The organism is Mesorhizobium sp. WSM4906 (genome assembly GCF_029674625.1).
GTDB lineage: Bacteria > Pseudomonadota > Alphaproteobacteria > Rhizobiales > Rhizobiaceae > Mesorhizobium.
Map to the genome: position 1 here is coordinate 2,341,559 of NZ_CP121355.1, position 22,206 is coordinate 2,363,764.

22 protein-coding genes, 1 tRNA gene and 1 pseudogene are annotated in these 22,206 nt (G+C 64.2%); 17 read left to right on the forward strand and 7 right to left on the reverse strand.

The annotated features are described in order from the left end of the window. Positions 1 to 17: 17 nt before the first annotated feature. Positions 18 to 419 carry a c-type cytochrome gene (locus QAZ22_RS11155; RefSeq protein WP_278206812.1) on the reverse strand — a complete coding sequence of 134 codons (402 nt, stop codon included), beginning with the start codon at positions 417 to 419 and terminating at the stop codon, positions 18 to 20. Positions 420 to 587: 168 nt separating this feature from the next. Here QAZ22_RS11155 and QAZ22_RS11160 point away from each other — a divergent pair, with 168 nt between their 5' ends. The 3 genes and pseudogenes from QAZ22_RS11160 (at position 588) to QAZ22_RS11170 (ending at position 2,944) form a co-directional block, all read left to right on the forward strand. Continuing rightward, positions 588 to 1,424, forward strand: coding sequence for a universal stress protein (locus QAZ22_RS11160; RefSeq protein WP_278206813.1), 837 nt, complete (start codon positions 588 to 590; stop codon positions 1,422 to 1,424). A 284-nt stretch (positions 1,425 to 1,708) separates the two neighbouring features. Continuing rightward, positions 1,709 to 2,086 (forward strand): annotated as a pseudogene (locus QAZ22_RS11165) (DUF6088 family protein); the annotation flags it as partial. A 459-nt stretch (positions 2,087 to 2,545) separates the two neighbouring features. Then, positions 2,546 to 2,944, forward strand: coding sequence for a hypothetical protein (locus tag QAZ22_RS11170; RefSeq protein WP_278206814.1), 399 nt, complete (start codon positions 2,546 to 2,548; stop codon positions 2,942 to 2,944). Positions 2,945 to 3,069: 125 nt separating this feature from the next. On the opposite strand, the gene QAZ22_RS11175 is transcribed toward QAZ22_RS11170, so the two are convergent. Then, positions 3,070 to 3,159 (reverse strand) — tRNA-Ser (locus QAZ22_RS11175). 491 nt (positions 3,160 to 3,650) lie between these two features. Here QAZ22_RS11175 and QAZ22_RS11180 point away from each other — a divergent pair. The 5 genes from QAZ22_RS11180 (at position 3,651) to QAZ22_RS11200 (ending at position 8,375) form a co-directional block, all read left to right on the forward strand. Continuing rightward, positions 3,651 to 4,391, forward strand: coding sequence for a metallophosphoesterase (locus QAZ22_RS11180; RefSeq protein ID WP_278206815.1), 741 nt, complete (start codon positions 3,651 to 3,653; stop codon positions 4,389 to 4,391). Between the two features lie 18 nt (positions 4,392 to 4,409). Further along, positions 4,410 to 5,822, forward strand: a complete 1,413-nt coding sequence (locus QAZ22_RS11185; RefSeq protein WP_278206816.1) for a bifunctional serine/threonine-protein kinase/universal stress protein — start codon at positions 4,410 to 4,412, stop codon at positions 5,820 to 5,822. A 181-nt stretch (positions 5,823 to 6,003) separates the two neighbouring features. Then, positions 6,004 to 6,705, forward strand: coding sequence for a hypothetical protein (locus tag QAZ22_RS11190; RefSeq protein ID WP_278206817.1), 702 nt, complete (start codon positions 6,004 to 6,006; stop codon positions 6,703 to 6,705). 158 nt (positions 6,706 to 6,863) lie between these two features. Further along, entirely contained in the window at positions 6,864 to 7,184 is a 321-nt protein-coding gene (locus tag QAZ22_RS11195) for a hypothetical protein (protein WP_278206818.1), read from the forward strand. Positions 7,185 to 7,385: 201 nt separating this feature from the next. Then, positions 7,386 to 8,375, forward strand: coding sequence for a BMP family ABC transporter substrate-binding protein (locus QAZ22_RS11200; protein ID WP_126097971.1), 990 nt, complete (start codon positions 7,386 to 7,388; stop codon positions 8,373 to 8,375). Positions 8,376 to 8,436: 61 nt separating this feature from the next. On the opposite strand, the gene QAZ22_RS11205 is transcribed toward QAZ22_RS11200, so the two are convergent. Next, the gene (locus tag QAZ22_RS11205; protein WP_278206819.1) at positions 8,437 to 8,841 is read right to left on the reverse strand and encodes a hypothetical protein; all 405 of its coding nucleotides are present in this window, start codon (positions 8,839 to 8,841) and stop codon (positions 8,437 to 8,439) included. Between the two features lie 32 nt (positions 8,842 to 8,873). Then, positions 8,874 to 9,083, reverse strand: a complete 210-nt coding sequence (locus tag QAZ22_RS11210; protein ID WP_278206820.1) for a SlyX family protein — start codon at positions 9,081 to 9,083, stop codon at positions 8,874 to 8,876. Between the two features lie 166 nt (positions 9,084 to 9,249). Here QAZ22_RS11210 and QAZ22_RS11215 point away from each other — a divergent pair, with 166 nt between their 5' ends. The 6 genes from QAZ22_RS11215 to deoA all read left to right on the forward strand — a co-directional run bounded on the left by QAZ22_RS11215 (position 9,250) and on the right by deoA (position 15,493). Beyond that, complete coding sequence (locus QAZ22_RS11215) at positions 9,250 to 10,782, forward strand: ABC transporter ATP-binding protein (protein ID WP_278206821.1); 1,533 nt, start codon at positions 9,250 to 9,252, stop codon at positions 10,780 to 10,782. Beyond that, positions 10,779 to 11,918, forward strand: a complete 1,140-nt coding sequence (locus tag QAZ22_RS11220; RefSeq protein ID WP_278206822.1) for an ABC transporter permease — start codon at positions 10,779 to 10,781, stop codon at positions 11,916 to 11,918. Before QAZ22_RS11215 ends, QAZ22_RS11220 begins: the two co-directional genes overlap by 4 nt. Position 11,919: 1 nt before the next feature. Further along, positions 11,920 to 12,891 carry an ABC transporter permease gene (locus QAZ22_RS11225; protein ID WP_278206823.1) on the forward strand — a complete coding sequence of 324 codons (972 nt, stop codon included), beginning with the start codon at positions 11,920 to 11,922 and terminating at the stop codon, positions 12,889 to 12,891. Between the two features lie 73 nt (positions 12,892 to 12,964). Then, the gene (cdd, locus tag QAZ22_RS11230) at positions 12,965 to 13,357 is read left to right on the forward strand and encodes a cytidine deaminase (protein ID WP_278206824.1); all 393 of its coding nucleotides are present in this window, start codon (positions 12,965 to 12,967) and stop codon (positions 13,355 to 13,357) included. Positions 13,358 to 13,370: 13 nt separating this feature from the next. Then, a complete protein-coding gene (locus tag QAZ22_RS11235) occupies positions 13,371 to 14,177 on the forward strand; it encodes a purine-nucleoside phosphorylase (RefSeq protein WP_278206825.1) in 807 nt (268 codons plus the stop codon). Then, positions 14,177 to 15,493, forward strand: coding sequence for a thymidine phosphorylase (gene deoA, locus QAZ22_RS11240; RefSeq protein ID WP_278206826.1), 1,317 nt, complete (start codon positions 14,177 to 14,179; stop codon positions 15,491 to 15,493). The genes QAZ22_RS11235 and deoA overlap by 1 nt, the downstream gene beginning before the upstream one ends. A gap of 171 nt (positions 15,494 to 15,664) precedes the next feature. Here the strand turns inward: deoA and QAZ22_RS11245 are convergent, their stop codons facing one another. The 3 genes from QAZ22_RS11245 to QAZ22_RS11255 form a co-directional block, all read right to left on the reverse strand. Continuing rightward, positions 15,665 to 16,231: a TIGR02281 family clan AA aspartic protease gene (locus QAZ22_RS11245; RefSeq protein ID WP_278206827.1), complete on the reverse strand. Its 567-nt coding sequence runs from the start codon at positions 16,229 to 16,231 to the stop codon at positions 15,665 to 15,667. Positions 16,232 to 16,335: 104 nt separating this feature from the next. Then, on the reverse strand, positions 16,336 to 16,965 hold the full coding sequence (upp, locus tag QAZ22_RS11250; RefSeq protein ID WP_278206828.1) for a uracil phosphoribosyltransferase: 630 nt from the start codon (positions 16,963 to 16,965) through the stop codon (positions 16,336 to 16,338). 133 nt (positions 16,966 to 17,098) lie between these two features. Beyond that, on the reverse strand, positions 17,099 to 18,073 hold the full coding sequence (locus tag QAZ22_RS11255; RefSeq protein ID WP_278206829.1) for an adenosine deaminase: 975 nt from the start codon (positions 18,071 to 18,073) through the stop codon (positions 17,099 to 17,101). Positions 18,074 to 18,241: 168 nt separating this feature from the next. Here QAZ22_RS11255 and ubiE point away from each other — a divergent pair, with 168 nt between their 5' ends. From ubiE to coaBC, 3 genes are all read left to right on the forward strand, one after another. Beyond that, entirely contained in the window at positions 18,242 to 19,018 is a 777-nt protein-coding gene (ubiE, locus tag QAZ22_RS11260) for a bifunctional demethylmenaquinone methyltransferase/2-methoxy-6-polyprenyl-1,4-benzoquinol methylase UbiE (RefSeq protein ID WP_278206830.1), read from the forward strand. Between the two features lie 42 nt (positions 19,019 to 19,060). Next, positions 19,061 to 20,635 carry a 2-polyprenylphenol 6-hydroxylase gene (gene ubiB, locus QAZ22_RS11265; RefSeq protein ID WP_278206831.1) on the forward strand — a complete coding sequence of 525 codons (1,575 nt, stop codon included), beginning with the start codon at positions 19,061 to 19,063 and terminating at the stop codon, positions 20,633 to 20,635. Positions 20,636 to 20,708: 73 nt separating this feature from the next. After that, positions 20,709 to 22,181: a bifunctional phosphopantothenoylcysteine decarboxylase/phosphopantothenate--cysteine ligase CoaBC gene (gene coaBC, locus QAZ22_RS11270; RefSeq protein WP_278206832.1), complete on the forward strand. Its 1,473-nt coding sequence runs from the start codon at positions 20,709 to 20,711 to the stop codon at positions 22,179 to 22,181. The last annotated feature ends 25 nt before the right edge of the window (positions 22,182 to 22,206 follow it).

Genomic DNA, 22,206 nt, shown 5'->3' on the forward strand with positions numbered 1-22,206 from the left:
CTGAAGCCTAACGAGGCTCATTGGCGTTGAAGCGTCTGGACGTAACCGGCGAGGTTATGGATGCGTTCCGTGGTGACGGCCTCCCCACCGTAGGGGCCGTAGCGCTTCACGTCGTCAGGCAGGAACTGATTGCCCCAGACCGGCATGTCGCGCTCGCCGTGCTCCGGCACGAGGCCGCGGCCGTCGATCGTCGAGTAGACCCGCCAATAGGGAAATTCCCCACCATTGCGCCTTGTCAGCGTCGTCAGATCCGCTGGGCGCTTCCGCAATACGTCGGCCATAGGTCCGTCGCCTTTGCCGTCCACGCCGTGGCAGACGGCGCAGGAGTTCAGATATTCCTGCTCGCCATTGCTCATCTCCTGTGCCGCCGCGGCGCTCAGCGTCAGCGCCAAGAGACCCATCGTCATCCAGAATCGCATCGATCCGCCTCCTGCCATCGATGTCAGGCTAAAGCGTGTGACGCGCGCGCACGTTGACCGGGATCAATTCGGCGAAGGGATCGGTTTGATTCAGCGCAAGGAAGGAGGCCGATCGGGCCGCTACGGCTACCTCCTCTGTGAACCTTTGTCGAACAAGGAGTCGCCGCCATGCCATTCAAGACTTTGCTCACCGTCACAGGGCCGGATCACGGGGACGGCGATGTGAGGCTCGCCGCCGGTCTCTGCGAGGAAATCAACGCACATCTCTCCGTGCTGGTCCTGGTCATGGCCGCGCCTCCCTCGGGCGGAGAATACGCAGCGGTGGTCTCGCCGGCGTGGCTCGCAGAGCGCGAAGCCGAAATGGAAGCGCTGGAGAGGCGCAGCTCCGCGGTCTCCAAAATGCTGTTGGAAAGCCTCGTATCGGCTGACCTGAGCAGCGATTACCCGGAGCAGTCCTGGGCGGATGAAGTCATCGGTCGGCGCGCCCGTTACGCCGATTTGACCGTTGTCGGGCCGGAAATGCTCGCAAGCCACTTGCTCAAGGAGAAGGTCATCGCAGGCGGACTGTTCTCGTCAGGAAGGCCTGTCCTGCTGGTCCCCGAGGCAGCGCGAGCGACGTTGAAACCGAAACGCGTCCTTGTCGCGTGGGACGCCAGCCTGGAAGCGTCGCGGGCCGTGCGGGAATCGCTCGACATCCTGGCACGAGCCGATGAGGTGCGCATCGCCATGATCGACCCGGTCGAGGACGAACGGCACCACGGAGCGGAACCCGGGGCGGACGTGGCAGCCTATCTCGCCCGCCACGGCGTGAAGGTTACGGTCGACCGTCTGCCGAGTTCGAACCATTCGATCGCCGGTGTCCTTCGCCAGCACGCGGTCGACACCGGCGCCGAGCTCATGGTCATGGGAGCCTACGGCCATTCCCGCCTGCGCGAGCGGATCTTTGGCGGCGTGACCAAGTCGATGATCGAGGAACCGGGACTGCCGGTCCTTCTGGCCCGTTGAGGGGCGCGCGGGCCGTTTGAAATCGCAGCAGGGAGTTAGATCGCGATTCCTACCAGTTTGCTACACGCCGGCCTTCCTTCGCCAAGGCTTCGGAGGGCATCCTGCTTCGCGCTGAGAGGAATTCGCCAGGCTTGTCCTGCGAAGCGCGCAGCGCGAAGCAGGATGGCGGAGAGAGCGTCTTTCGATTCCGTCCGTATCGCATCGAAATAATTGATCTTTTTCAGCATTTGTTACACAGTTTGTTACACGACAAGCGTTACAAACCCTTCGCGGGGACTAGAGCGCCGAAGGTCCATCCGAAGCTACTGGGCCAGCTTTCACCGCCTCCCGACGATGTCGCGCGTGCGCTGGCGCGGGAGGCGCGTTCAAAGGCGCAGATCGCCGGCGCGCACGCCGTCAATGCGCACGGCCTCTCGAGCGAGGTTCCCGCAAAGCGCCTTTATCTGACGGACCCCCGGATCGTGCTGGGCAAGCGCTTGATCGATCTGCGTCACGCTTCGCATAAGCATCTGATCGCACCGGGCAGTCCTGGCGGCACCGTTGTCCAGCACTTCGCTACGTCGGGCCGGTGCGCGCCTCCGACGTGGCCCAGCTCGCCGTGCGGCGGCTGTCGGCGCGACAAAAGGCTACTCGCGTCCAACGCGGTTCAGGCTCCGGCCTGAATGAGTCCCACGCCGCGAACCTGATGCGCCAGTTTAAGCGCTACGCCTTCAAGGGTTGATCCCGTCACAAATGTTGATGCATCACGCGTCGGCCTGGTGCACCTCGGCGTCAAAGATCAATCGGCATCGACACGAAGACCGAAAGATCAATGATTTAGGATTTCACCGGGTCCTTCCCCGGCCGTGCCAGGGATGGGACAAAAAGCATATTTTCACTATGCCTCACGCATATAAACCATCGCTTTCGTTGATGGTTCTGAATTCCGCAGTTCAACCCATCCTGCGGAATCCTTCTAGCGGATCAAATGGTTGTCTACCAGCGGGGGCGGACCCACTTTGGCGGCGGCCGCCAGATTAGAGTCTTGCAGGTGCGCATATCGAACTCGCTGCTGCGAGGAACCCGCAGAGGGTAGGTCCGTTTCCTTGCTAGGAAACCAAGTCCCCTATTGGGAGGCGTACATGTCTATACGAATGGCCATCGCATCGGCGTCCATCTTGGCGTTCGCTTCGCCGGCTTTTGCCGACTGCGGACAGGAGTTGAAAGCACTCGAGCCTAACGTCACCACTGCCGAAACGGGCGCAGTCTCTAACAAGTCGGGTATTCCGGCGACCAAGCACCAAGCGGAGGTCTTGGGCGGCAAGCAGCAGGGCGGCAACACTGAGGTTACGGGATCAACGGCGGGAGCTGTGAAGCCGGCCACACCTCATCAGGAGCAAGTGACTGGCGCCCGCAGCGGCCAAAGCGCCGAACATCCCAGCCAACTGATGGCTGAAGCCCGCAAGATGTCCCAGGCCGGAGACGAGCAAGGGTGCATAAAGAAACTGGCAGAACTCAAGAACGCTCTTGGCGTCAAGTGACTGCCGATCCGATCAGGATAGGTGGTCTCTAATTCGCCACGTGCCGCAGACGGAGTGAATGCAGGGCTCGCTGCCTGGTGACGCGCTCATATGACTCTTCAATTTGCGCGAAGCGCGAAGCAGGCTGGCGGAGAGAGCGGGATTCGAACCCGCGTTACGGTTTCCCGTAAACACACTTTCCAGGCGTGCGCCTTCAACCACTCGGCCACCTCTCCGTCCTTGCATCTCGCGCTGGCCGGTTTCGCCGCGCGGGTTGGGGAGATGCGCCTCCCTTGGGAAGTCCTCAAGCGACTATTTGGGGTGCCTTCAACCGGCGGACAACCCCTTTCCCGGCACCTCTAGCCGTCTAGGCAAAACAGGCGCGGGGCTCATCTAGTCGATCCCAAAGCGAATGCCAAGCCATAATGGCGTTGCAAAGCCTTTTGTCGCGCATGGTCCGAGGGCCGCATGCGTGAAAGCGTGCCGCGCGTTGCAATGCCGTGCAAAGGCTGGCCCGCAAGGCGGTCCGCGTGTAAGCGCAGCTTCGGACAGTTTCAAGGGCGTCGGAGGCCAATAACCTTATCCGCGGCAAACGATCGCCGAAATCAGAGAGGCAGCTATGGTGGCGGGGAACGCCTTGTCGTGAACGCGCGCATCGATATTGAGCCCGATCAAACCCTTTGCGGCCGTTGCCTTACTATGGTGTGCTGGTTCGGGGACAAGGTGGATGCGCATAGCGATCCTGTCTGACATTCATGCCAACCGCGAGGCCTTCGACGCGGTCCTGGACACCGTCCGCAAGCAGCCGCCGGACCAGCTGGTCCTGCTTGGCGATCTGGTCGGCTACGGGCCCGACCCCGTCTATGTCGTCGAGAAAGCCGCCGATCTGGTCGAGGACGGCGCACTCTGCATCATGGGCAACCACGACGAAGCGGTGGTGGTTGGCCGGACCGACATGACCGAACATGCGCGGGCAGCCGTCGAGTGGACCCGCGAGCGCCTCGCCCGGCAGCACTTGGATTTCCTGGCGCGGCTGCCGCTTTCGTTCCGGTCCGAGGACCGGTTCTATGTTCACGCCAGCGCGGAGCGGCCGGAAAAATGGTTGTATATACGCGACGCCGACGCGGCGGAACGCTGCCTGTCCTCAAGCGATGCCCGCTTCATCTTCTGCGGCCACACCCACGTTCCGGCCATCTACTACGCCTTGCCGGGCACCCGGCCGATCCATTTTTCGCCTCTGAGCAATGTGGCGGCGCCTTTGTCCGAGTTGCGGCGGCATCTGATCGTGGTTGGAGCGGTCGGCCAGCCGCGCGATCGCAACCCGGCTGCCTGCTTCGCGCTGCTCGACACGAAGCGGCGCGAGGTGACGATGGTTCGCGTTCCCTACGATCACGAAGAAACCGCCCGCAAGGTTCAGGCGTCCGGCCTGCCCGCGTGGCTTGGCATGCGTTTGAAGATTGGCCGCTAGATCTCCTGGAGACGATGGATGCAGAGATTCGAGACAGGGGCACAGATCGACGGTTTCGAGCTCGTTGAAAGGCTGCCATCCGGCGGCATGGCGTCACTCTGGCGCGCGAAAAACCCGAAGTTCGATTTCCCGCTTCTGCTGAAAATCCCTTTTCTCGATCCGGGCGGGGACGTCTCCGTCATAGTCGGCTTCGAGGTCGAGGAAATGATCCTCAAACGCCTGGCGGGTCCGCATGTACCGCGCTTTGCATCGTCCGGCGGCCTGGCGGAAGTGCCTTACATCGCAATGGAGTTCGTCGTCGGCGCCGGCCTGGCGGAAACAGCCCGCCGCGCGCCTCTGCCGCCGGACGAAGTGGCAAGGATCGGCGGCGAAATCGCGAAGGCACTTGCGGCGTTACATCGCCAGAAGGTCGTCCATCTCGATCTCAAGCCCGAGAACATCATCCTTGCCGAACGCGGCGCCGTGCTTCTGGACTTCGGCCTCGCCCGCCACGCCGAGCTTCCGGACCTGCTCGGCGAGGAGAGTTCCGTGCCGATGGGTACCTCAGCCTATATTGCGCCGGAACAGGTGCTGGGCGAGAGGTCCGATCCCGCAAGCGACCTGTTCGCGCTGGGCTGCATCCTCTATCAGCTCGCCACGGGCGAGGAGCCGTTCGGACGTCCGGCCACGTTCGCCGGAATGAAGCGCAGGCTCTATCATGCGCCCAAGCCGCCGCGCGACATCGACAAGGCCATTCCGAGGTGGCTGGAGGCCGTCATCCTTCGATGCATGGAAGTCGACAGATCCAAGCGGTATGTCGAGGCGGCGCATGTTCTTTCGGACCTCAGAAACCCCGACCAGGTCGTGGTCGCCAGGCCGCGCGCGACATCGAACGCAAGAATCTGGGGCTCCATCGCGAATCTCTTCCGCAGGACAGACGAGAAGGCGCTGGTTGGGAAGCCGGCCAGCGGCAGGGTGAAGTCCGGACCGCCGATCGTTCTGGCCGCGGTCGACCTTGCCAACGGCAGCGACGCGCTGGCAGTTGAGGTTCTCAACGAAACAGCGCGTGTCCTTGCCGCGCGGGAGGATTCCTGGCTGGCCTGCGTGACGGTATTGAAGACCGAGATCATCGCCGACACGCCGGCCGCCGACGAATCGGGACGCCTGATCTATCTGAAGCGGCTGGTCGCGCTGAAGGACTGGGCACGTCCGCTGCACCTGCCGGAAGATCGCATAAGCTATCACGTGCTGGAGGCCGTGAGCCCTGCCGACGCGATCCTCAACTATGCCGAGCACAATGACGTCGGGCACATCGTCGTCGGCGCCCGATCGTCTTCGGCAATTCGCCGGCACCTCGGCAGCGTCTCGACCAAGGTCGTGGCGCGAGCTCTTTGCTCGGTGTCGGTGGTCCGGTTGAAGGCGGTCGAGGAGCAAAGGCGGCTGCCGCCTTGATGTCATCGATGCGCTGCAGCAGCGTCCGCGCTTGACTTCGGCCTTGGCTCCCTGTCGACTGCCCTTGGAGAGCTTCGGTTTCCGATGGAAGAGCCGAACGCTCCAAATATTGGTTTCACGCAATCCCGGGGGACGGCTTTTTCGGGAATTGCGTTGGGCTTTGCGGGGGCATCGTCCTGACATGGCATCGATCAACCAGCAACCCGCGGGCCGGCCGGACAGCGGGCTTTCCTTCATCCCGGTGGCGTGGCTGATCATCGTCATGGGGCTCTCGGCCTATGGCCTGATCTCGAGCTGGCGGCTGATCGGCGACTTCGACCTGCCGGAGAGCGTGTTCTTCCTGATCTATGGCGGGCTGGCCGGCGGCATCGTCACCATTTTGTGGGGGCTTTACCTGCTCGGCCTTGCCTTCAACCGATCGGCGCGGTTTCCCCGCCACTACACCATCTGGCAGGTGGCGATCATCCTGTGGCTCATCGTGCGCGAGGGCTACACGCTTCTGGTGCCCGACTTCGTCTTTTCCGCCGAAGCACTGGGCTTTACGGCCGCCGAGATCGCCATCGGCCTGCTCTGCATCTATCTCCTGCGGCATGGCGCCGGCGCCGAGGCCGTCTATGCCAATCCCGAGACCGAACGCCCGCCGCTCCTGATCTCGCTCGTTGCCGCGCTGCTCGGCATCATCCTTGGCGGCGCCATCGGCGCCTGCGCCGGATTCTTCGCCGGATCGCTGATCGCCGATGCCACCCATATGAGCTGCTTCGAGGGCGCCTGCGGGTTTTTCGCTGCCTTCATCGGCCTCGCAGGCCTGATCGTCGGAGCCATCGCCGGCGGAATTTTCGCCATCTGGCGGGTCAATCGGCGCAAACCGGCAAAAGCAGCCTAAGGCAATTCCAGGAAAAGCGCGCAGCGGTCTTCCGTCCGGAATTGCGTCAAAACAAATAGATAGGGCTGCTCAAAATCGCGTGTCGCGATTGCGTGGCGATTGTGCACGCTCTATGTCGGTTGCGGGGCAGACGGGAGCTTTCCCGGGGAGTGCGTTGGATGTTGCGGTTCATCTTTCGGCTGGCGGCTATGATTGCGTTGTCGATTTCGGTCATCATGGCGGTGATCGACACCACGCGCTCGGTGGCGGCGTCGGCGCTGGTCATGACGCCGCTCAACACGAGCTGGCTGGCGGTATCGCCCGACACTCGCGCTGCCTTCGAGACCTATGTGCGCGCCAAGGCCAGTCCGCTGGTCTGGGACGGCGCCATCGCCTGGGTGCTCGCCCAGCCCGGCTTCGCGGTGTTCGCGGTGCTGGCGTTCCTGCTCTACCTCGTCGGCTACCGGCGTCGGCGCCACGAATTCGCCCCGACCAACTGACGGGGACGTTTCTCGCCGGGAGTAGGCTGCCGGGCCGTTTTTCCAACAGGTCAAAATTCCACGTGAATTTTGTTTCGGGCCGTGCCAGATTGGCCGCGAGCGGGAGGGGCATATACACTTCCTGCCTGACATCGCATGCCTGCCGGAGAACCGGGCAGGCAGGCGGTGCAAACGGAAAATAACCGACAGGGTGTGGATCACATGAAACGTATCGTTCTCGGCCTCTTGGCCGCAACTGCAATGGTTCTTCCGGCCTTCGCCGCGGATGTCCAGCCGGCCATCCTCTACGATCTCGGCGGCAAGTTCGACAAATCCTTCAACGAGGCCGCCTTTCACGGCGCCGAGAAGTTCAAGGCCGAAACCGGCGTCGCTTACGTCGAATTCGAGGTTTCCAACGCCTCGCAGCGCGAGCAGGCTCTGCGCCGCTTCGCCGAGGACGGCCGCAACCCGATCGTGATGGCCGGCTTTGCCTGGGAGGATGCGCTGAAGAAGGTCGCGGCCGAATATACCGACCTCAACTTCGCCATCATCGACGATGCCGTCGACCTGCCCAATGTCCGCTCGCTGGTATTCAAGGAGAACGAAGGCTCCTACCTCGTCGGCATCCTGGCGGCGATGGCTTCCAAATCGAAGAAGGTCGGCTTCGTCGGCGGCATGGACATCCCGCTGATCCGCAAGTTCGAATGCGGCTATGTCGGCGGCGCCAAGTCGGCCGGCGCCACCGACGTCATCCAGAACATGACCGGCGACACGCCGGCCGCCTGGAACGACCCGGCCAAGGGCGGCGAGATCGCCAAGACGCAGATCGACCAGGGCGCGGACGTGGTCTACGCCGCCGCCGGCGGCACCGGCGTCGGCGTGCTGCAGGCGGCCGCCGACGCGGGCAAGCTCGGCATCGGCGTCGATTCCAACCAGAACGGCCTGCAGCCCGGCAAGGTGCTGACCTCGATGATGAAGCGCGTCGACGTCGCCGTCTATAACGCCTTCATGGACGGCAAGAACGGCACCTTCAAGGGCGGCGTCCAGAATCTGGGCCTCAAGGAAGGCGGCGTCGACTACGCCATGGACGACAACAACAAGGCGCTGGTGACCGACGAGATGAAGGCGGCCGTCGAAAAGGCCAAGGCCGACATCATCGCCGGCAAGGTCGAGGTGCACGACTACACCGCGGACAACAAGTGCCCGTATTGATCGGCTGCTGAATCAAGATATCTCGACCGCCGGGCGAACGCCCGGCGGTTTCTTTTTGGGCTTATAGCGTGCCGGCGAGATAACCCAGCGCGAAGGCCGCCAGCAGAGCGAGCGCGATGACGAAGCCGAGCCGGCCGCCAAGGGAATGCACGCCGACGCCATAGGGTTTGCGCTCGATCTTATTGATCACGACGGGCGACTTCGCCTCGCTCTCGCTTAATCCGGCGAGCCGCATCTGCGGCAGTTCGCCAAGCCGGCGCTGGACAAGCTGCCAACGCTCGTCCGAAGACGCCTCGGACGCACCCGCAGGCTCCGCCGCGCGCATGCGCTCGGCGAGCCACAGCACCGCGTCGCGAAAGGCGGGATCGATCTCAAGGTCGCGCTCGGCGCGGGCGCGCTCCCTTTCGTCCATCAGGCCGAAGACATAGTCGCCGGCCCTCGCGATGCGGTCTCCTTCACTGGCCATGATCGTTCTCCCCATGGCTCGCCAATGCCCGCTCAATAGTGCGGCGGCTTAGTCACAGGCACGTCGGGAGCGGCCTGCTCCTCCAGTGCCAGGAACCTGTCGGTAAGGGCGGCGAGCTTGCGTTCCATGCGCTCGATCACCCTCCACTGCTCGGCGATCTGGCCGGACAGTTCCTCGATCGTCTTTTCCTGCTCGGCGGCACGGATTTCCAGCGTCGTCAGCCGATCATCAGGCATGGTCATTCAAAACCCGGTTCTGTGAATGTGAAGCTCTCGGCCACCTTCGAAATTGACAAGCGCGCGGGGATTTGTCGAGAGTGAATGACGTTCCATGCCAATTGGCACGGGCGGGGCATCATGCTAGGCATCTTGACCAAGCGATAAAAAAATAACGAGTGGGACAGGCTGCATGGCGCAAGCCGCAATCGAACTCATAGGCATCAACAAGAGTTTTGGCGCCGTGCGCGCCAACCGCGACATCAACCTGGAAGTTGCGCGCGGCACCATCCACGGCATCGTCGGCGAGAACGGCGCCGGCAAGTCGACGCTGATGTCGATCCTCTACGGCTTCTACCAGGCCGACAGCGGCGAAATCCGCGTCGGCGGCAAGCCGGTGTCGATCAACACCTCCAACGACGCGATCGCGCTCGGTATCGGCATGGTGCACCAGCATTTCATGCTGGTCGACAATTTCACGGTGCTGGAGAACGTCATCCTCGGCGCCGAGACCGACGCGCTTTTGAAGAGCAGCATCGCCAAGGCGCGTTCCGAGCTAGAGCGGCTGGAGCGCGAATACGGCCTCGAGGTCGATCCCGACGCCATCATCGAGGAACTGCCGGTCGGCCTGCAGCAGCGCGTCGAAATCCTCAAGGCGCTCTATCGCGGCGCCGAGATCCTGATCCTGGACGAGCCAACCGGGGTCTTGACGCCGGCCGAGGCCGATCACCTCTTCCGCATCCTCAAGCAATTGAAGGAGCAGGGAAAAACGGTGGTTCTGATCACCCACAAGCTGCGCGAGATCATGGCCATCACCGACACCGTCTCGGTCATGCGTCAGGGAACTATGGTGGCCACCAGGGTGACGAAGCAAACCACGGTCGGCGAACTGGCCGAACTGATGGTCGGGCGGCGCGTGCTCTTGCGGGTCGAGAAGGGCCAATCGGAAGCCGGCGCCATAAAACTCTCGGTCAAGAACCTGACGGTCAAGGATTCACGCGGCGTCACCATGGTCGACGACGTGTCCTTCGACGTGCGCGGCGGCGAGATCGTCGGCATCGCCGGCGTGGCAGGCAACGGCCAGTCGGAGCTGCTCGAGGCGATCTCCGGCATCCGGCACGCCGTTTCCGGCGAGGTCATGCTCGAAGGCAAGCCGGTCGACCTGACCGGCAAGGCCGACCCCGGCGAATTGCGCGACCGCGGCCTCGCCCATGTGCCGGAGGACCGCCACCATGTCGGGCTGGTGCTCGCCTTCGAGGAGCACGAGAATTCGATCCTCGGCTATCACGACGACGAGCGCTATCTGAAAGGACCGTTCCTCGACGTCGATGCCATCATGGCCGACGCCAAGGACAAGATCGAGAAATACGACATCCGTCCCGGCAATCCACGGCTGAAGACCGCCAATTTCTCCGGCGGCAATCAGCAGAAGATCGTGCTGGCCAGGGAGATGGAGCAGGATCCCGGCGTGCTGATCGTCGGCCAGCCGACGCGCGGCGTCGATGTCGGCGCCATCGAATTCATCCACAAGCGGCTGATCGCCATGCGCGACCAGGGCAAGGCGGTGCTGGTGGTGTCGGTCGAGCTCGACGAGATCCGCTCGCTCTCCGACCGCATCCTGGTGATGTTTGCCGGCCGCATCGTCGGCGAGCGCGGGCCGGAGGCGACCGAAGGCGAGCTTGGTCTCTTGATGGCCGGTGTCGAACACCAGGAGGCTGCGGAATGAGCACGCCTTACACCAAGCTGCCGGCCTGGGCCGATTACGGGCTGATCCCGCTGATCAATCTCTCGGTGGCCTTCATCGTCGCCGGCTTCGTCGTCATGCTGGTCGGCGAAAATCCGTTCCGCGCCGCCGTCATTCTGGTCGAGGGCGCTTTTGGCAAGGGCACGGGCATCGCCTTCACCTTGTTCTACGCCACCACCTTCATCTTCACCGGACTGTCGGTGGCGGTGGCGGCGCATTGCAGCCTGTTCAACATCGGCACCGAGGGCCAGGCCTATATCGGCGGCCTCGGCATCGCGCTCGTCTGCCTGAGCTTCGACAGCGTGCTGCCCTGGTGGGTGATCTTTCCGATAGCGATCGTTGCCGCGGCCTTGTTCGGCGCGCTCTGGGGTTTCATCCCCGCCTATCTGCAGGCCAAGCGCGGCTCGCACATCGTCATCACCACCATCATGTTCAACTTCATCGCCGCCTCGGCGATGGTCTATCTGCTGGTCGGTCCGCTGAAGCCGGCGGGATCGCAGGCGCCGCAGACACGCAACTTCCTCGCCGGCGCGGAATTGCCGAAGCTCAACTGGATGCTCGAATTGTTCGGCGCCAAGATCCGCTCGGCGCCGCTCAATATCTGCTTCCTGCTGGCGCTGGTGATGGCGTTCCTGGTCTGGCTGCTGATCTGGCGCACCAGGCTCGGTTACGAGATGCGCACCTATGGCCATAGCCCGAAGGCGGCGCGCTATGCCGGCATCTCGGAAACCCGCATCATCCTCACCGCGATGATGATCTCGGGCGGGCTGGCCGGCATGATGGCGCTCAACCCGGTGATGGGCGACCAGCACAATGTGGCGATCGATTTCGTCTCGGGCGCCGGCTATGTCGGCATCGCGGTTGCGCTGATGGGCAGGCTGCATCCGGTCGGCATCGTGCTGGCGGCGATCCTGTTCGGCATGCTCTATCAGGGCGGCGCCGAGCTTGCCTTCGAGATGCCGGCGATCAGCCGCGACATGATCGTCATCATCCAGGGCCTGGTCATCCTCTTCGCCGGCGCGCTGGAGCATATGTTCAGGCCCTATATCCAGGCGCTGTTCGCCTCGTTCAGCCCGAAATCGGTCGGCATGCAGGCGGTCAACGGGAAGGGGGCCTGAGATGGACGTCTTCAACGCTATCGTCCAGGTTCTGGATTCCACCATCCGCCTGTCGGTGCCGCTGCTGCTTGCCTGTCTCGCCGGCCTCTATTCCGAGCGCGCCGGCATCTTCGACATCGGTCTCGAAGGCAAGATGCTGGTCGGCGCCTTCGCCGGCGCCGCGGCAGCTTCCGTCTTCCATTCGGCCTTCATCGGCCTCGGCATGGCCATCCTGATCTCGGTCGCCTTCGCCATGGTGCACGGCTTCGCCTCGATCACGCATCGCGGCAACCAGATCGTCTCCGGTGTCGCCATCAATTTCGTCGCCGCCGGCTCGACCATCATCCTCGGCCAGGCCTGGTTCCAGCAGGGCGGCCGAACACCGGCGCTGCAGCCGGGCGAGCGGTTCGAGGCGATCGTCTGGCCCGGCGCCGAAGCCGTCCGCGACATGCCGATCCTTGGGCCGATCTACGCCGAGCTGATCTCCGGCCATTCGATCCTGGTCTATTTCGCCTTCGCCATGGTGCCGTTCACCTGGTGGGTGCTTTTCCGCACCCGCTTCGGTCTCAGGATGCGCGCCGTGGGCGAGAACCCGGCTGCCGTCGACACGGCCGGCATCTCGGTCGCCTGGCTGCGCTATCGCGCGCTGATCTGCACCGGCGTGCTGACCGGCGTGGCCGGCGCGTATCTCTCCATGGTGCAGAATGGCGGCTTCGTGAAGGACATGACCGCGGGCAAGGGCTATATCGCTCTTGCCGCGCTGATCTTCGCCAAATGGAAGCCGGTCAACGCCATGTTCGCCTGCCTGCTGTTCGGCTTCCTCGACGCGGCATCGATTCGCCTGCAGGGCTCGCCGCTGCCCATCGTCGGCAAGGTGCCGGCGCAGTTCATGCAGGCGCTGCCCTATGTGCTCACCGTCGTCCTGCTCGCCGGCTTCATCGGCAAAGCGATCCCGCCGCGCGCCGGCGGCGTGCCCTACGTCAAGGAACGCTGAGGCCTGGACTGCACAAGGGTTCGGCAGCTTCGGCAACCAGCATTTGAACAAGATCGTGGGAGAGAAGAACTGAATGTCGCATGATCTGTTCGAGGCTGCGAAGACGGCGATGGCCAAGGCCTATGCGCCCTATTCCAAGTTTCCCGTCGGCGCCGCGCTGCGCACCGAGGACGGCCGCGTCTTCACCGGCGCCAATATCGAGGTGGCCTCCTATCCCGAGGGCTGGTGCGCCGAGACCACCGCGCTCGGCCACTACATCATGGGCGGCGGCGGCAAGATCACCGAGATCGCGGTGATCGCCGAGCGCATGGCCAAGTGCTCGCCCTGCGGCGGCTGCCGGCAGCGGCTGGCGGAGTTCTGCCGGCCGGAAACCAAGCTCTATCTCTGCGACAATACCGGCGTGGTCGAGACGGTCACCATGGGCGAGATGCTGCCTTACGGTTTCAGTGGCGACATCTTGAAATGAAGAGTGGGTTGAAATGAAGGAAGCGCTGGATCATTTGGTCGAGAAACTCGATGGGCTGACTCCGACCGCGGCCCTTGTGCTGGGCTCCGGCCTCGGCGGGCTGGTCGACGAGGTCGAGGACAAAAGGCGCATTTCCTATGCCGAACTGCCGGGCTTCCCGCGCAGCGGTGTTTCCGGCCATGCCGGCGAGGTCGTTGCTGGGCGTTTCGCCGGCACGCCGGTGCTGATGTTGTCCGGCCGCGCGCATTATTACGAGCACGGCAACGCCGCTGCGATGCGCCCGGCGCTGGAGGTGCTTGCCGGCATCGGCATCTCGCATCTCTTCCTCACCAACGCCGCCGGCTCGGTCGACCCGGAGATGGGGCCGGGCTCGGTGATGCTGATCACCGACCACATCAACTTCTCCGGCTCCAACCCGCTGATCGGCGAGCCGAGCGATCGCCGCTTCGTCGGTCTCACCGAGGCCTATGACGCCGGCTTGCGCAAGGCGATCGAGACGGCGGCGAAGGCAACCGGCACGGCGCTGCACAAGGGCGTCTACATGTGGTTTTCCGGACCGTGCTTCGAAACGCCGGCCGAAATCCGCATGGCGCGCGTCATGGGCGCCAATGCCGTCGGCATGTCGACGGTGCCGGAAGTCATCCTTGCCCGCTTCCTCGGTCTCAAGGTTGCTGCCTGCTCGGTCGTCACCAACCTCGCGGCCGGCATGACAGGGGCGGAACTCTCGCACCAGGAAACCAAGGATATGGCGCCGGTCGGCGGCGCGCGGCTGGCGACCATCCTGCGGCGTGTCTTCGAGGAAGGTTTGCCGGAAAGCTGATGCTCCCCCAGGAAATCATCCGCCGCAAGCGCGACGGCCACCGGCTCTCGGCCGAGGAGATCGCTGCCTTCATCGAGGGCATAACGGCCGGCACGCTCTCGGAGGGCCAGATCGGCGCCTTCGCCATGGCGGTGTTCCTCAAAGGCATGAGCCGCGAGGAGGCTGTGGCGCTGACGCTCGCCATGCGCGATTCCGGCGACGTGCTCGACTGGTCCGACCTGCCGGGCCCGGTCACCGACAAGCATTCGACGGGCGGCGTCGGCGACAATGTCTCGCTGATGCTGGCGCCGATCGTCGCGGCCTGCGGCGCCTATGTGCCGATGATCTCCGGCCGCGGCCTCGGCCACACGGGCGGCACGCTGGACAAGATGGACGCCATCCCCGGCTACACCAGCCAGCCGGATGTGACGCGCTTCCGCAAGACCGTGCTGGAGACCGGCTGCGCCATCATCGGCCAGACCGCCGATCTCGCGCCCGCCGACCGCCGGCTCTATGCGATCCGCGACGTGACGGGCACGGTGGAATCGGTGCCGTTGATCACGGCCTCGATCCTGTCGAAGAAGCTCGCCGCGGGCTTGGGCTCGCTGGTGCTCGACGTCAAGGTCGGCAATGGCGCCTTCATGGAGAAGTCGCGCGACGCCGTCGCCCTGGCGAACAGCCTGGTCGAAGTCGCCAACGGCGCGGGCCTGAAGGCCTCGGCGCTGGTGACCGGCATGAACGAGCCGCTGGCCTCGGCCGCCGGTAATGCGGTCGAGGTGAGGAACGCGGTCGACTTCCTCACCGGCCGGCTCCGCGACCGGCGGCTGGAGGACGTGACGCTGGCGCTCGCCGCCGAAATGCTGCAGTCGGCGGGGATCGTCTCGTCCAACCAGGACGGGATCAGGCGCGCCGCCGAGACGCTTGCCGGCGGCCGCGCGGCGGCGGTGTTCGCGCGCATGGTGAACGCGCTCGGCGGTCCCGCCGATTTCGTCGAGAACCCGGAAAAGTATCTCCCCAGAGCCGCGGTGGAATTGGCGGTTGAGGCGGCGAAGGACGGCTTCGTCACAGGCATCGCGACGCGCGATATCGGGCTCGCCGTCGTCGCGCTGGGCGGCGGACGCATCCGTCCGGACGACAAGATAGACCATGCCGTCGGTCTCACCAGGCTGCTGCCGGTCGGGGCGGAGGTGCGGGCGGGCGAGGCGCTGGCGCTGGTCCATGCGCGGACCGAGGCGGACGCCGAGACTGCCGCCGCCGCGGTGCGTTCCGCCTATTCGACCGGCGCCGCGAAGCCGTCCGCCGAAAAGACCGTCCTCAGGCGGATCCTGCCGCTTTGAAGCGCGTCTCCCGAAAGTGGGAACCGTTTCGGGACAAAGACATGCGCAAAATCAAAAACCTAAAGCGCATGGAGCGAATCTGAAAGATCGCGACGCGCTTTAGGATGCGTTGATATTCGGGTGATGCCGGCCTGACCTGAATCTCGACACACCCTATGTGGGGCTCAATTCCTACTGCACGAGCAGCAGCGCGCCGTTCTGGACTTCGTATTTCTGCAGCCGCTGCAGGAAGCTCATGCCGATCAGGTTGGTTTGCAGCGCCCGGTCGTCGAGCACCACCGCCTGGACGTTGTCGATGGAGATCTTGCCGATCTGCAGGTGATCGACGGTCACCACCGCGGCCTTGATGGCGCCGTTCGCCGTGTTCACCTGCTGGCTGAAATCGGACTGGTTGAGAGAAATGCCGATCCGGCGCGCGGTCGAGGTGTTGATGGCAACCAGCGTCGCGCCGGTGTCGATCATGCCGTCGATCTGACGGCCGTTGAGCTTGAAGGCGGAGGTGAAATGGCCGCGCTCGTCGGCATTCACCAACACCTGGCGGCCGAGCGGCATCGGCGCCGCCGGCCTGACTGGAACCGAAGCGAGCTTGACGTCCGGCTGGGCATCCGGGGTCGCAGGCTGCGAGGCGACCGCCGATCGCAGCAGGGCTTCGACCATCCGTGGGTTCGACTGATAGACGATCGGGATCGATGCCGAGCCTCCGACAAAGACACCAAGGAGGAGAAGCTTGCGCAGCATGGATCGACCTTCATAAAGGTCCAATGCCTACGCCGACATGGTGTTTTCAGCTTTAACGGGCGCCGGAACCGTGGTCTTTGCGTAAACAAGCGGTAAAGAAACGCTCACTTGGTCCCGTACATGCGGTCGCCGGCGTCGCCGAGGCCAGGCATGATGTAACCCTTTTCGTTCAGCTGGCGGTCGATCGAGGCGGTGAAGATCGGGACATCCGGATGCGCCTTGGTAAACCGCTCGATGCCTTCGGGCGCGGCGAGCAGGCAGAGGAAGCGGATGTTGGTAGCGCCGCGCCCCTTCAGCTTGTCGATCGCGGCAATTGCGGAATTGGCCGTCGCCAGCATCGGATCGACGACGATCACCAGACGGTCGGCAAGGTCGCTCGGCGCCTTGAAGAAATACTCGATCGCTTCGAGCGTCTCGTGGTCGCGATAGAGGCCGACATGGGCGACGCGCGCCGCCGGCACCAGGTCGAGCAGGCCTTCTAGCAGGCCGTTGCCGGCCCGCAGCACGGAGGCAAAGACCAGCTTCTTGCCCTCCAGCGTCGGCGCCTCCATCTCCTCGATCGGGGTCTCGATGGTGGTGGTGGTCAGTTCGAGATTGCGGGTCACCTCGTAGCCCAGAAGCAGCGAGATCTCGCGCAACAGACGCCGGAAGCCGGCCGTCGAGGTCTCCTTCTTGCGCATGATGGTCAGCTTGTGCTGGACAAGGGGGTGGTCGACGACGGTGACGCCCTGCATGGTCTGCTCCCGTGAATGGTGAACGGTGGATGGTGAATAGTGAATAGTGAGCGGGTTTGCGAGTCCTGATGGTTCGATGATTGCCTTGACACGCCGAGGCGCGCCGGCAAACCAACCATTCACCATTCACCATTCACCGGCCCTTAGCGTCGAGCCGGCCCAGCAGTGTCGCCTTGGTCTTCCGGTCGACGAAGGCCGCTTCGATGGCCGTCCTGGTGACGGCGGTGAGCGCCTTGTCGTCCATGGCGAAATGCTCGGCGGCGATGTCGTATTCGCGTTTCAGCGAGGTCCAGAAATAGGGCGGGTCGTCGGAATTGAGCGTCACCTTGCAGCCGGCCGCGCGCAGCGCCGGGAAGGGATGGTCGGCGAAACTGTCGAACACCTTGAGCGCGATGTTCGAGCCCGGGCAGCATTCCAGCACCACACCCTCGGCGGCGATGCGGCGAACGAGGTCCGGGTTTTCGACGGCGCGCACGCCATGGCCGATGCGCGACGGGCGGATATGGTCGAGCGCTGCTTTGACACTTTCCCAGCCCATCAGCTCGCCGGCATGGATGGTGATGCCGAGGCCGGCCTCGCGGGCAATCTCGAAGGCGCGCACATAATCCTCGAAGTCGCCGATGCGCTCGTCGCCGGCGACGCCGAAACCGGTCACCAGCGGATGGCCGCAGCGCGCCGCGAAGCGCGCCGCCTGCTCGATCGCCTCGACGCCGACATGGCGAACGCCGGTAACGATCATACGGCCCTCGATGCCGGTCCTGGCCTTGGCGCGGGCTATGCCTTCGCCCAGCGCATCCGTATAGGCCTTGGGCGAGAGGCCGGCCTTCCTGGCGTGATCCGGCGAGGTGAAGACCTCGGAATAGATGGCGCCGTCACGGGCGAGGCTGGTGAGATAATGATCGGTCAGGCGAGCATAGTCTTCCTCGGTGCGAAACAGGTCGGAGGCAAAGTCGTAGGCCGCGAGGAAAGAGCTGAAATCGTGCCAGACGAAGGAGCCGTTCTGGATATAGGGCGAGGGGTCCTTGCCGTATTTGCGGGCCTGGCTGACGACGAGGTCGGGCGCCGCTGCCCCTTCGATGTGGCAGTGCAATTCGGCTTTCAAGATCATGCGGCCATCCCGTCCGGTATGCTGTGCCCGCGCGGATTCGGGGCGAAAAATCATGCGAGACTCTTCCCGAAGCCGTATCGAAGGCGCGGCTGAAAACCGCGCCTTCGACAATAGCGTCGGCCCCATCGATCGGCTATGGTCCCGCCGGTTTTATGGCGGATCAAAATAATGTCAGTTGAGAGAACCACGGCCGCGGGCGGCATGGAAACCTCCTACGGCTTCAGGAAGGTAGGCGAAGGCGACAAGCAGTTCCTCGTCAACGATGTCTTCCACAAGGTGGCCAATCGATACGACCTCATGAACGATCTGATGTCCGGCGGGCTGCACCGGCTCTGGAAGGACGCGATGGTGGCGTGGCTCAATCCGCCGAAGCGCCCGGGCTGGAAGGTGCTCGACGTCGCCGGCGGCACCGGCGACATCGCCTTCCGCATCGTCGAGGCCAGCCATCGCAACGCGCATGTGACGGTCCTCGACATCAACGGCTCGATGCTCGACATCGGCCGCGACCGCGCCGGGAAGAAAGGGCTCTCGGAAAACACCGATTTCGTCGAGGCCAATGCCGAGACGCTGCCCTTCGACGACAATACGTTCGATGCCTATACGATCGCCTTCGGCATACGCAACGTGCCGCGCATCGATGTGGCGCTGAGCGAAGCCTACCGCGTGCTGAAGCGCGGCGGACGGTTCCTTTGCCTGGAGTTCTCCGAGGTCGACATGCCGCTGCTCGACAAGGCCTACGAAGCCTGGTCCTTCAACGCCATCCCCAAAATCGGTAGAGCGGTGACCGGCGACGGCGAGCCCTATTCCTACCTGGTGGAATCGATCCGCAAATTCCCCAATCAGGCGAATTTTGCTTCCATGATCACCCGCGCGGGCTTCGATCGCGTCAGCTTCCGTAATTATTCGGGCGGCATCGCTGCACTTCATTCGGGCTGGAAGCTTTGAGGCCCGAATCTTTGAGGCAGGCCAGGCGATGAGCAGCGTCCGATGACCAGCGTTGGCGCCGCTTTCCGGCTCGCCAGGGCCGGCTGGGTGCTGGTCCGCGAGGGTGTCGTCGCGGCGCTGCCCGGCGAAGAGCTTTCCGGCATGCCGAAGCTCGGCTGGCGGCTGGCGCGCGTGCTCACCCGCCGTCGCGCCAGACGGCATCAGCGCGGCGACCGGCTGGCGCAGGCGGTGGTGCGGCTGGGGCCATCCTACGTCAAGCTCGGCCAGTTCCTGGCCACGCGACCGGATGTCGTCGGCAACGACATGGCGGTCGACCTCGCCCTTCTGCAAGACAAGATGCACACATTCCCGAAGACGGAGGCGATCGCCGCTATCGAGGCCTCGCTCGGGCGCAAGATCGGCGACCTCTACGCAAGCTTCGGCGAGCCGGTTGCGGCCGCTTCGATCGCCCAGGTGCACGGCGCCGAAGTCGTTCGCGACGGGAAAGCTTCACGGGTGGCGGTGAAGGTCATCCGGCCCGGCGTGCGCCATCGCTTCTTCCAGGACCTCGAGAGCTACTTCCTCGCCGCCCGCCTGCAGGAAAAATACATTCCATCGTCGCGCCGGCTGCGGCCGATCGAGGTGACCCAAACGCTGGCGCAGACCACCAAGGTCGAAATGGACATGCGGCTCGAGGCGGCCGCGTTTTCAGAGCTCGGTGAAAACACGAAGGGGGATCCAGGCTTTCGGGTGCCCGCGGTCGACTGGGAGCGGACCGGCCGCGACGTGATCACCATGGAGTGGATCGACGGCGTCAAGATGAACGATCTGGTCGGCCTTGCCGCCGCCGGTCACGATCTCAAGGCGATCGCTGCCAACCTCATCCAGTCGTTCCTCAGGCACACGCTGCGCGACGGCTTCTTCCATGCCGACATGCATCCGGGGAACCTGTTCGTCGAGGCGAGCGGAACCATCGTTGCCGTCGATCTCGGCATCGCCGGCCGGCTCGGCAAGAAAGAGCGGCGTTTCCTGGCCGAAATCCTCTACGGCTTCATCGTGCGCGACTATCAGCGCGTCGCCGAGGTGCATTTCGAGGCCGGCTACGTGCCGCGCCAGCACAATGTCGAGGCTTTCGCGCAGGCGATCCGCGCCATCGGCGAGCCGATCCATGGCCAGTCTGCCGAGACCATCTCGATGGCGAAGCTTTTGACGCTGCTATTCGAGGTCACGGAACTGTTCGACATGGCCACCCGGCCCGAGCTGATCCTGTTGCAGAAGACGATGGTCGTGGTCGAGGGCGTCGCCCGCACGCTCGATCCCGCCTTCAACATGTGGAAGACATCGGAGCCGGTGGTCGGCGACTGGATCGCCAGCAATCTCGGCCCACGCGGCATGTTCTCTGACGCGCGCGACGCCGGCAAGGCGCTGGTGGCGCTGGCAAGGCAGGCGCCGGATATCGCCGCCCGCACCGAGCGGCTGTCGCGCGAAATCGACCTGATGGCCGAACATGGCCTGCGCTTCGACGAGGCGACCGCGCACGCCATCGGCAAGGCCGAGGCGCGCCATACCCGCTCCGGCCGCTTGGCGCTCTGGGTGATCGCGTTGACGCTGCTTTACATCGCCTGGCGGATTTTCTGACCGCCACCCGCCTTGCCGCAGTTTGATTGCATTGCTATCATTGCCGGCGAAAGTTTGAAGCGGGTGCAATCAGATGGCCAGCATCACGATCCGCAACCTTGACGACGAGGTCAAGGACCTGCTGCGCCAAATGGCTGCCGAAAACGGCTGCTCGATGGAGGAGCAGGCGCGGGCGATGATCCGCGCAGCGGTCGAAGGAAGGGCGGGGCAGGCCGACCGCATCGACGAGATCGAGAAGACGCTGCGCGCGCTGACAGGCTCCAATCGGCAAGCGGGTCCCATCTCAACAGTATCCGGCAAGCCATCAATTCGAGGGACGCTTGCCGGCAAGCGCATCCTGCTGATCATCGGCGGCGGCATTGCCGCCTACAAGGCGCTCGACCTGATCCGGCGCCTGCGCGAGCGCGGTGCGTCGGTCAGGGTCGTCATGACATCGGCCGCGCGGGAATTCGTCACCACGCTGTCGGTCGGCGCGCTCTCCGCCGACCATGTCTTCACCGAGCTGTTCGATCGCAATGACGAGCATGATGTCGGCCATATAAGGCTGTCGCGCGAGGCCGATCTGCTGGTGGTCGCGCCGGCGACCGCCGACCTGATGGCGAAGCTCGCCAACGGCCATGCCAACGACCTTGCCTCGACGGTGCTGCTTGCAACCGACAAGAAGGTGCTGATGGCGCCGGCGATGAACCCGAAGATGTGGTCGCACCCGGCGACGCGGCGCAACCGGGCGACCTTGCAGAAGGACGGTATCACCTTCGTCGGTCCCGCCAAGGGCGAGATGGCGGAAAGCAACGAGGCCGGCGAAGGTCGCATGGCCGAGCCGCTGGAGATCGTTGCCGCGATCGAGGCGATGCTCGACGAGAGACCGAAGCCGCTTACCGGCCGCAGGATCATCGTCACCTCGGGGCCGACGCACGAGCCGATCGACCCGGTGCGCTACATCGCCAATCGCTCCTCCGGCAAGCAGGGCCATGCGATCGCGGCGGCGCTGGCGAAGCTCGGGGCCGATGTCAGGCTCGTCTCCGGCCCGGTCAATATCGCCGATCCGGCCGGGGTCACGACCACGCATGTCGAGACCGCGGCAGAGATGAAGGAAGCGGTCGAGGGCCTTTTGCCGGCGGACGCCGCGGTGTTCGTCGCCGCGGTCGCCGACTGGCGCACGGCCAATGCGGCCGGCGAGAAGATCAAGAAGGTGGCGGGCGAGGGACCGCCTTCGCTCAAGATGGTCGAGAATCCCGACATCCTGGCCGGCGTCGGCCATCATAGCCAGCGGCCGCGTCTCGTCGTCGGCTTTGCCGCCGAGACGCAGGATCTCATCGGCAACGCCGAGGCCAAGCTCAGGAAGAAAGGCGCCGATTTCATCGTCGCCAACGACGTCTCGCATGAGAGCGGGATCGGCCCATCGGGCGTCATGGGCGGCGACCGCAACAAGGTACGCATTGTCTCCCGCACCGGCGTCGAGGAATGGCCGGAGATGGGCAAGGACGAGGTGGCGACACGGCTCGCTGCGCTGATCGCCGAACGGCTGCAGACGGTTGTCGTTTGAGAGTAGCGGGCCGGTTAACCGACCC

Excerpts from the sequence above, each read along its gene's own strand:
- QAZ22_RS11155 (WP_278206812.1), bottom strand. The coding sequence starts at position 419 with ATGCGATTCTGGATGACGATGGGTCTCTTGGCGCTGACGCTGAGCGCC.
- QAZ22_RS11160 (WP_278206813.1), top strand. The coding sequence starts at position 588 with ATGCCATTCAAGACTTTGCTCACCGTCACAGGGCCGGATCACGGGGAC.
- QAZ22_RS11170 (WP_278206814.1), top strand. The coding sequence starts at position 2,546 with ATGTCTATACGAATGGCCATCGCATCGGCGTCCATCTTGGCGTTCGCT.
- QAZ22_RS11180 (WP_278206815.1), top strand. The coding sequence starts at position 3,651 with ATGCGCATAGCGATCCTGTCTGACATTCATGCCAACCGCGAGGCCTTC.
- QAZ22_RS11185 (WP_278206816.1), top strand. The coding sequence starts at position 4,410 with ATGCAGAGATTCGAGACAGGGGCACAGATCGACGGTTTCGAGCTCGTT.
- QAZ22_RS11190 (WP_278206817.1), top strand. The coding sequence starts at position 6,004 with ATGGCATCGATCAACCAGCAACCCGCGGGCCGGCCGGACAGCGGGCTT.
- QAZ22_RS11195 (WP_278206818.1), top strand. The coding sequence starts at position 6,864 with ATGTTGCGGTTCATCTTTCGGCTGGCGGCTATGATTGCGTTGTCGATT.
- QAZ22_RS11200 (WP_126097971.1), top strand. The coding sequence starts at position 7,386 with ATGAAACGTATCGTTCTCGGCCTCTTGGCCGCAACTGCAATGGTTCTT.
- QAZ22_RS11205 (WP_278206819.1), bottom strand. The coding sequence starts at position 8,841 with ATGGCCAGTGAAGGAGACCGCATCGCGAGGGCCGGCGACTATGTCTTC.
- QAZ22_RS11210 (WP_278206820.1), bottom strand. The coding sequence starts at position 9,083 with ATGACCATGCCTGATGATCGGCTGACGACGCTGGAAATCCGTGCCGCC.
- QAZ22_RS11215 (WP_278206821.1), top strand. The coding sequence starts at position 9,250 with ATGGCGCAAGCCGCAATCGAACTCATAGGCATCAACAAGAGTTTTGGC.
- QAZ22_RS11220 (WP_278206822.1), top strand. The coding sequence starts at position 10,779 with ATGAGCACGCCTTACACCAAGCTGCCGGCCTGGGCCGATTACGGGCTG.
- QAZ22_RS11225 (WP_278206823.1), top strand. The coding sequence starts at position 11,920 with ATGGACGTCTTCAACGCTATCGTCCAGGTTCTGGATTCCACCATCCGC.
- cdd (WP_278206824.1), top strand. The coding sequence starts at position 12,965 with ATGTCGCATGATCTGTTCGAGGCTGCGAAGACGGCGATGGCCAAGGCC.
- QAZ22_RS11235 (WP_278206825.1), top strand. The coding sequence starts at position 13,371 with ATGAAGGAAGCGCTGGATCATTTGGTCGAGAAACTCGATGGGCTGACT.
- deoA (WP_278206826.1), top strand. The coding sequence starts at position 14,177 with ATGCTCCCCCAGGAAATCATCCGCCGCAAGCGCGACGGCCACCGGCTC.
- QAZ22_RS11245 (WP_278206827.1), bottom strand. The coding sequence starts at position 16,231 with ATGCTGCGCAAGCTTCTCCTCCTTGGTGTCTTTGTCGGAGGCTCGGCA.
- upp (WP_278206828.1), bottom strand. The coding sequence starts at position 16,965 with ATGCAGGGCGTCACCGTCGTCGACCACCCCCTTGTCCAGCACAAGCTG.
- QAZ22_RS11255 (WP_278206829.1), bottom strand. The coding sequence starts at position 18,073 with ATGATCTTGAAAGCCGAATTGCACTGCCACATCGAAGGGGCAGCGGCG.
- ubiE (WP_278206830.1), top strand. The coding sequence starts at position 18,242 with ATGTCAGTTGAGAGAACCACGGCCGCGGGCGGCATGGAAACCTCCTAC.
- ubiB (WP_278206831.1), top strand. The coding sequence starts at position 19,061 with ATGACCAGCGTTGGCGCCGCTTTCCGGCTCGCCAGGGCCGGCTGGGTG.
- coaBC (WP_278206832.1), top strand. The coding sequence starts at position 20,709 with ATGGCCAGCATCACGATCCGCAACCTTGACGACGAGGTCAAGGACCTG.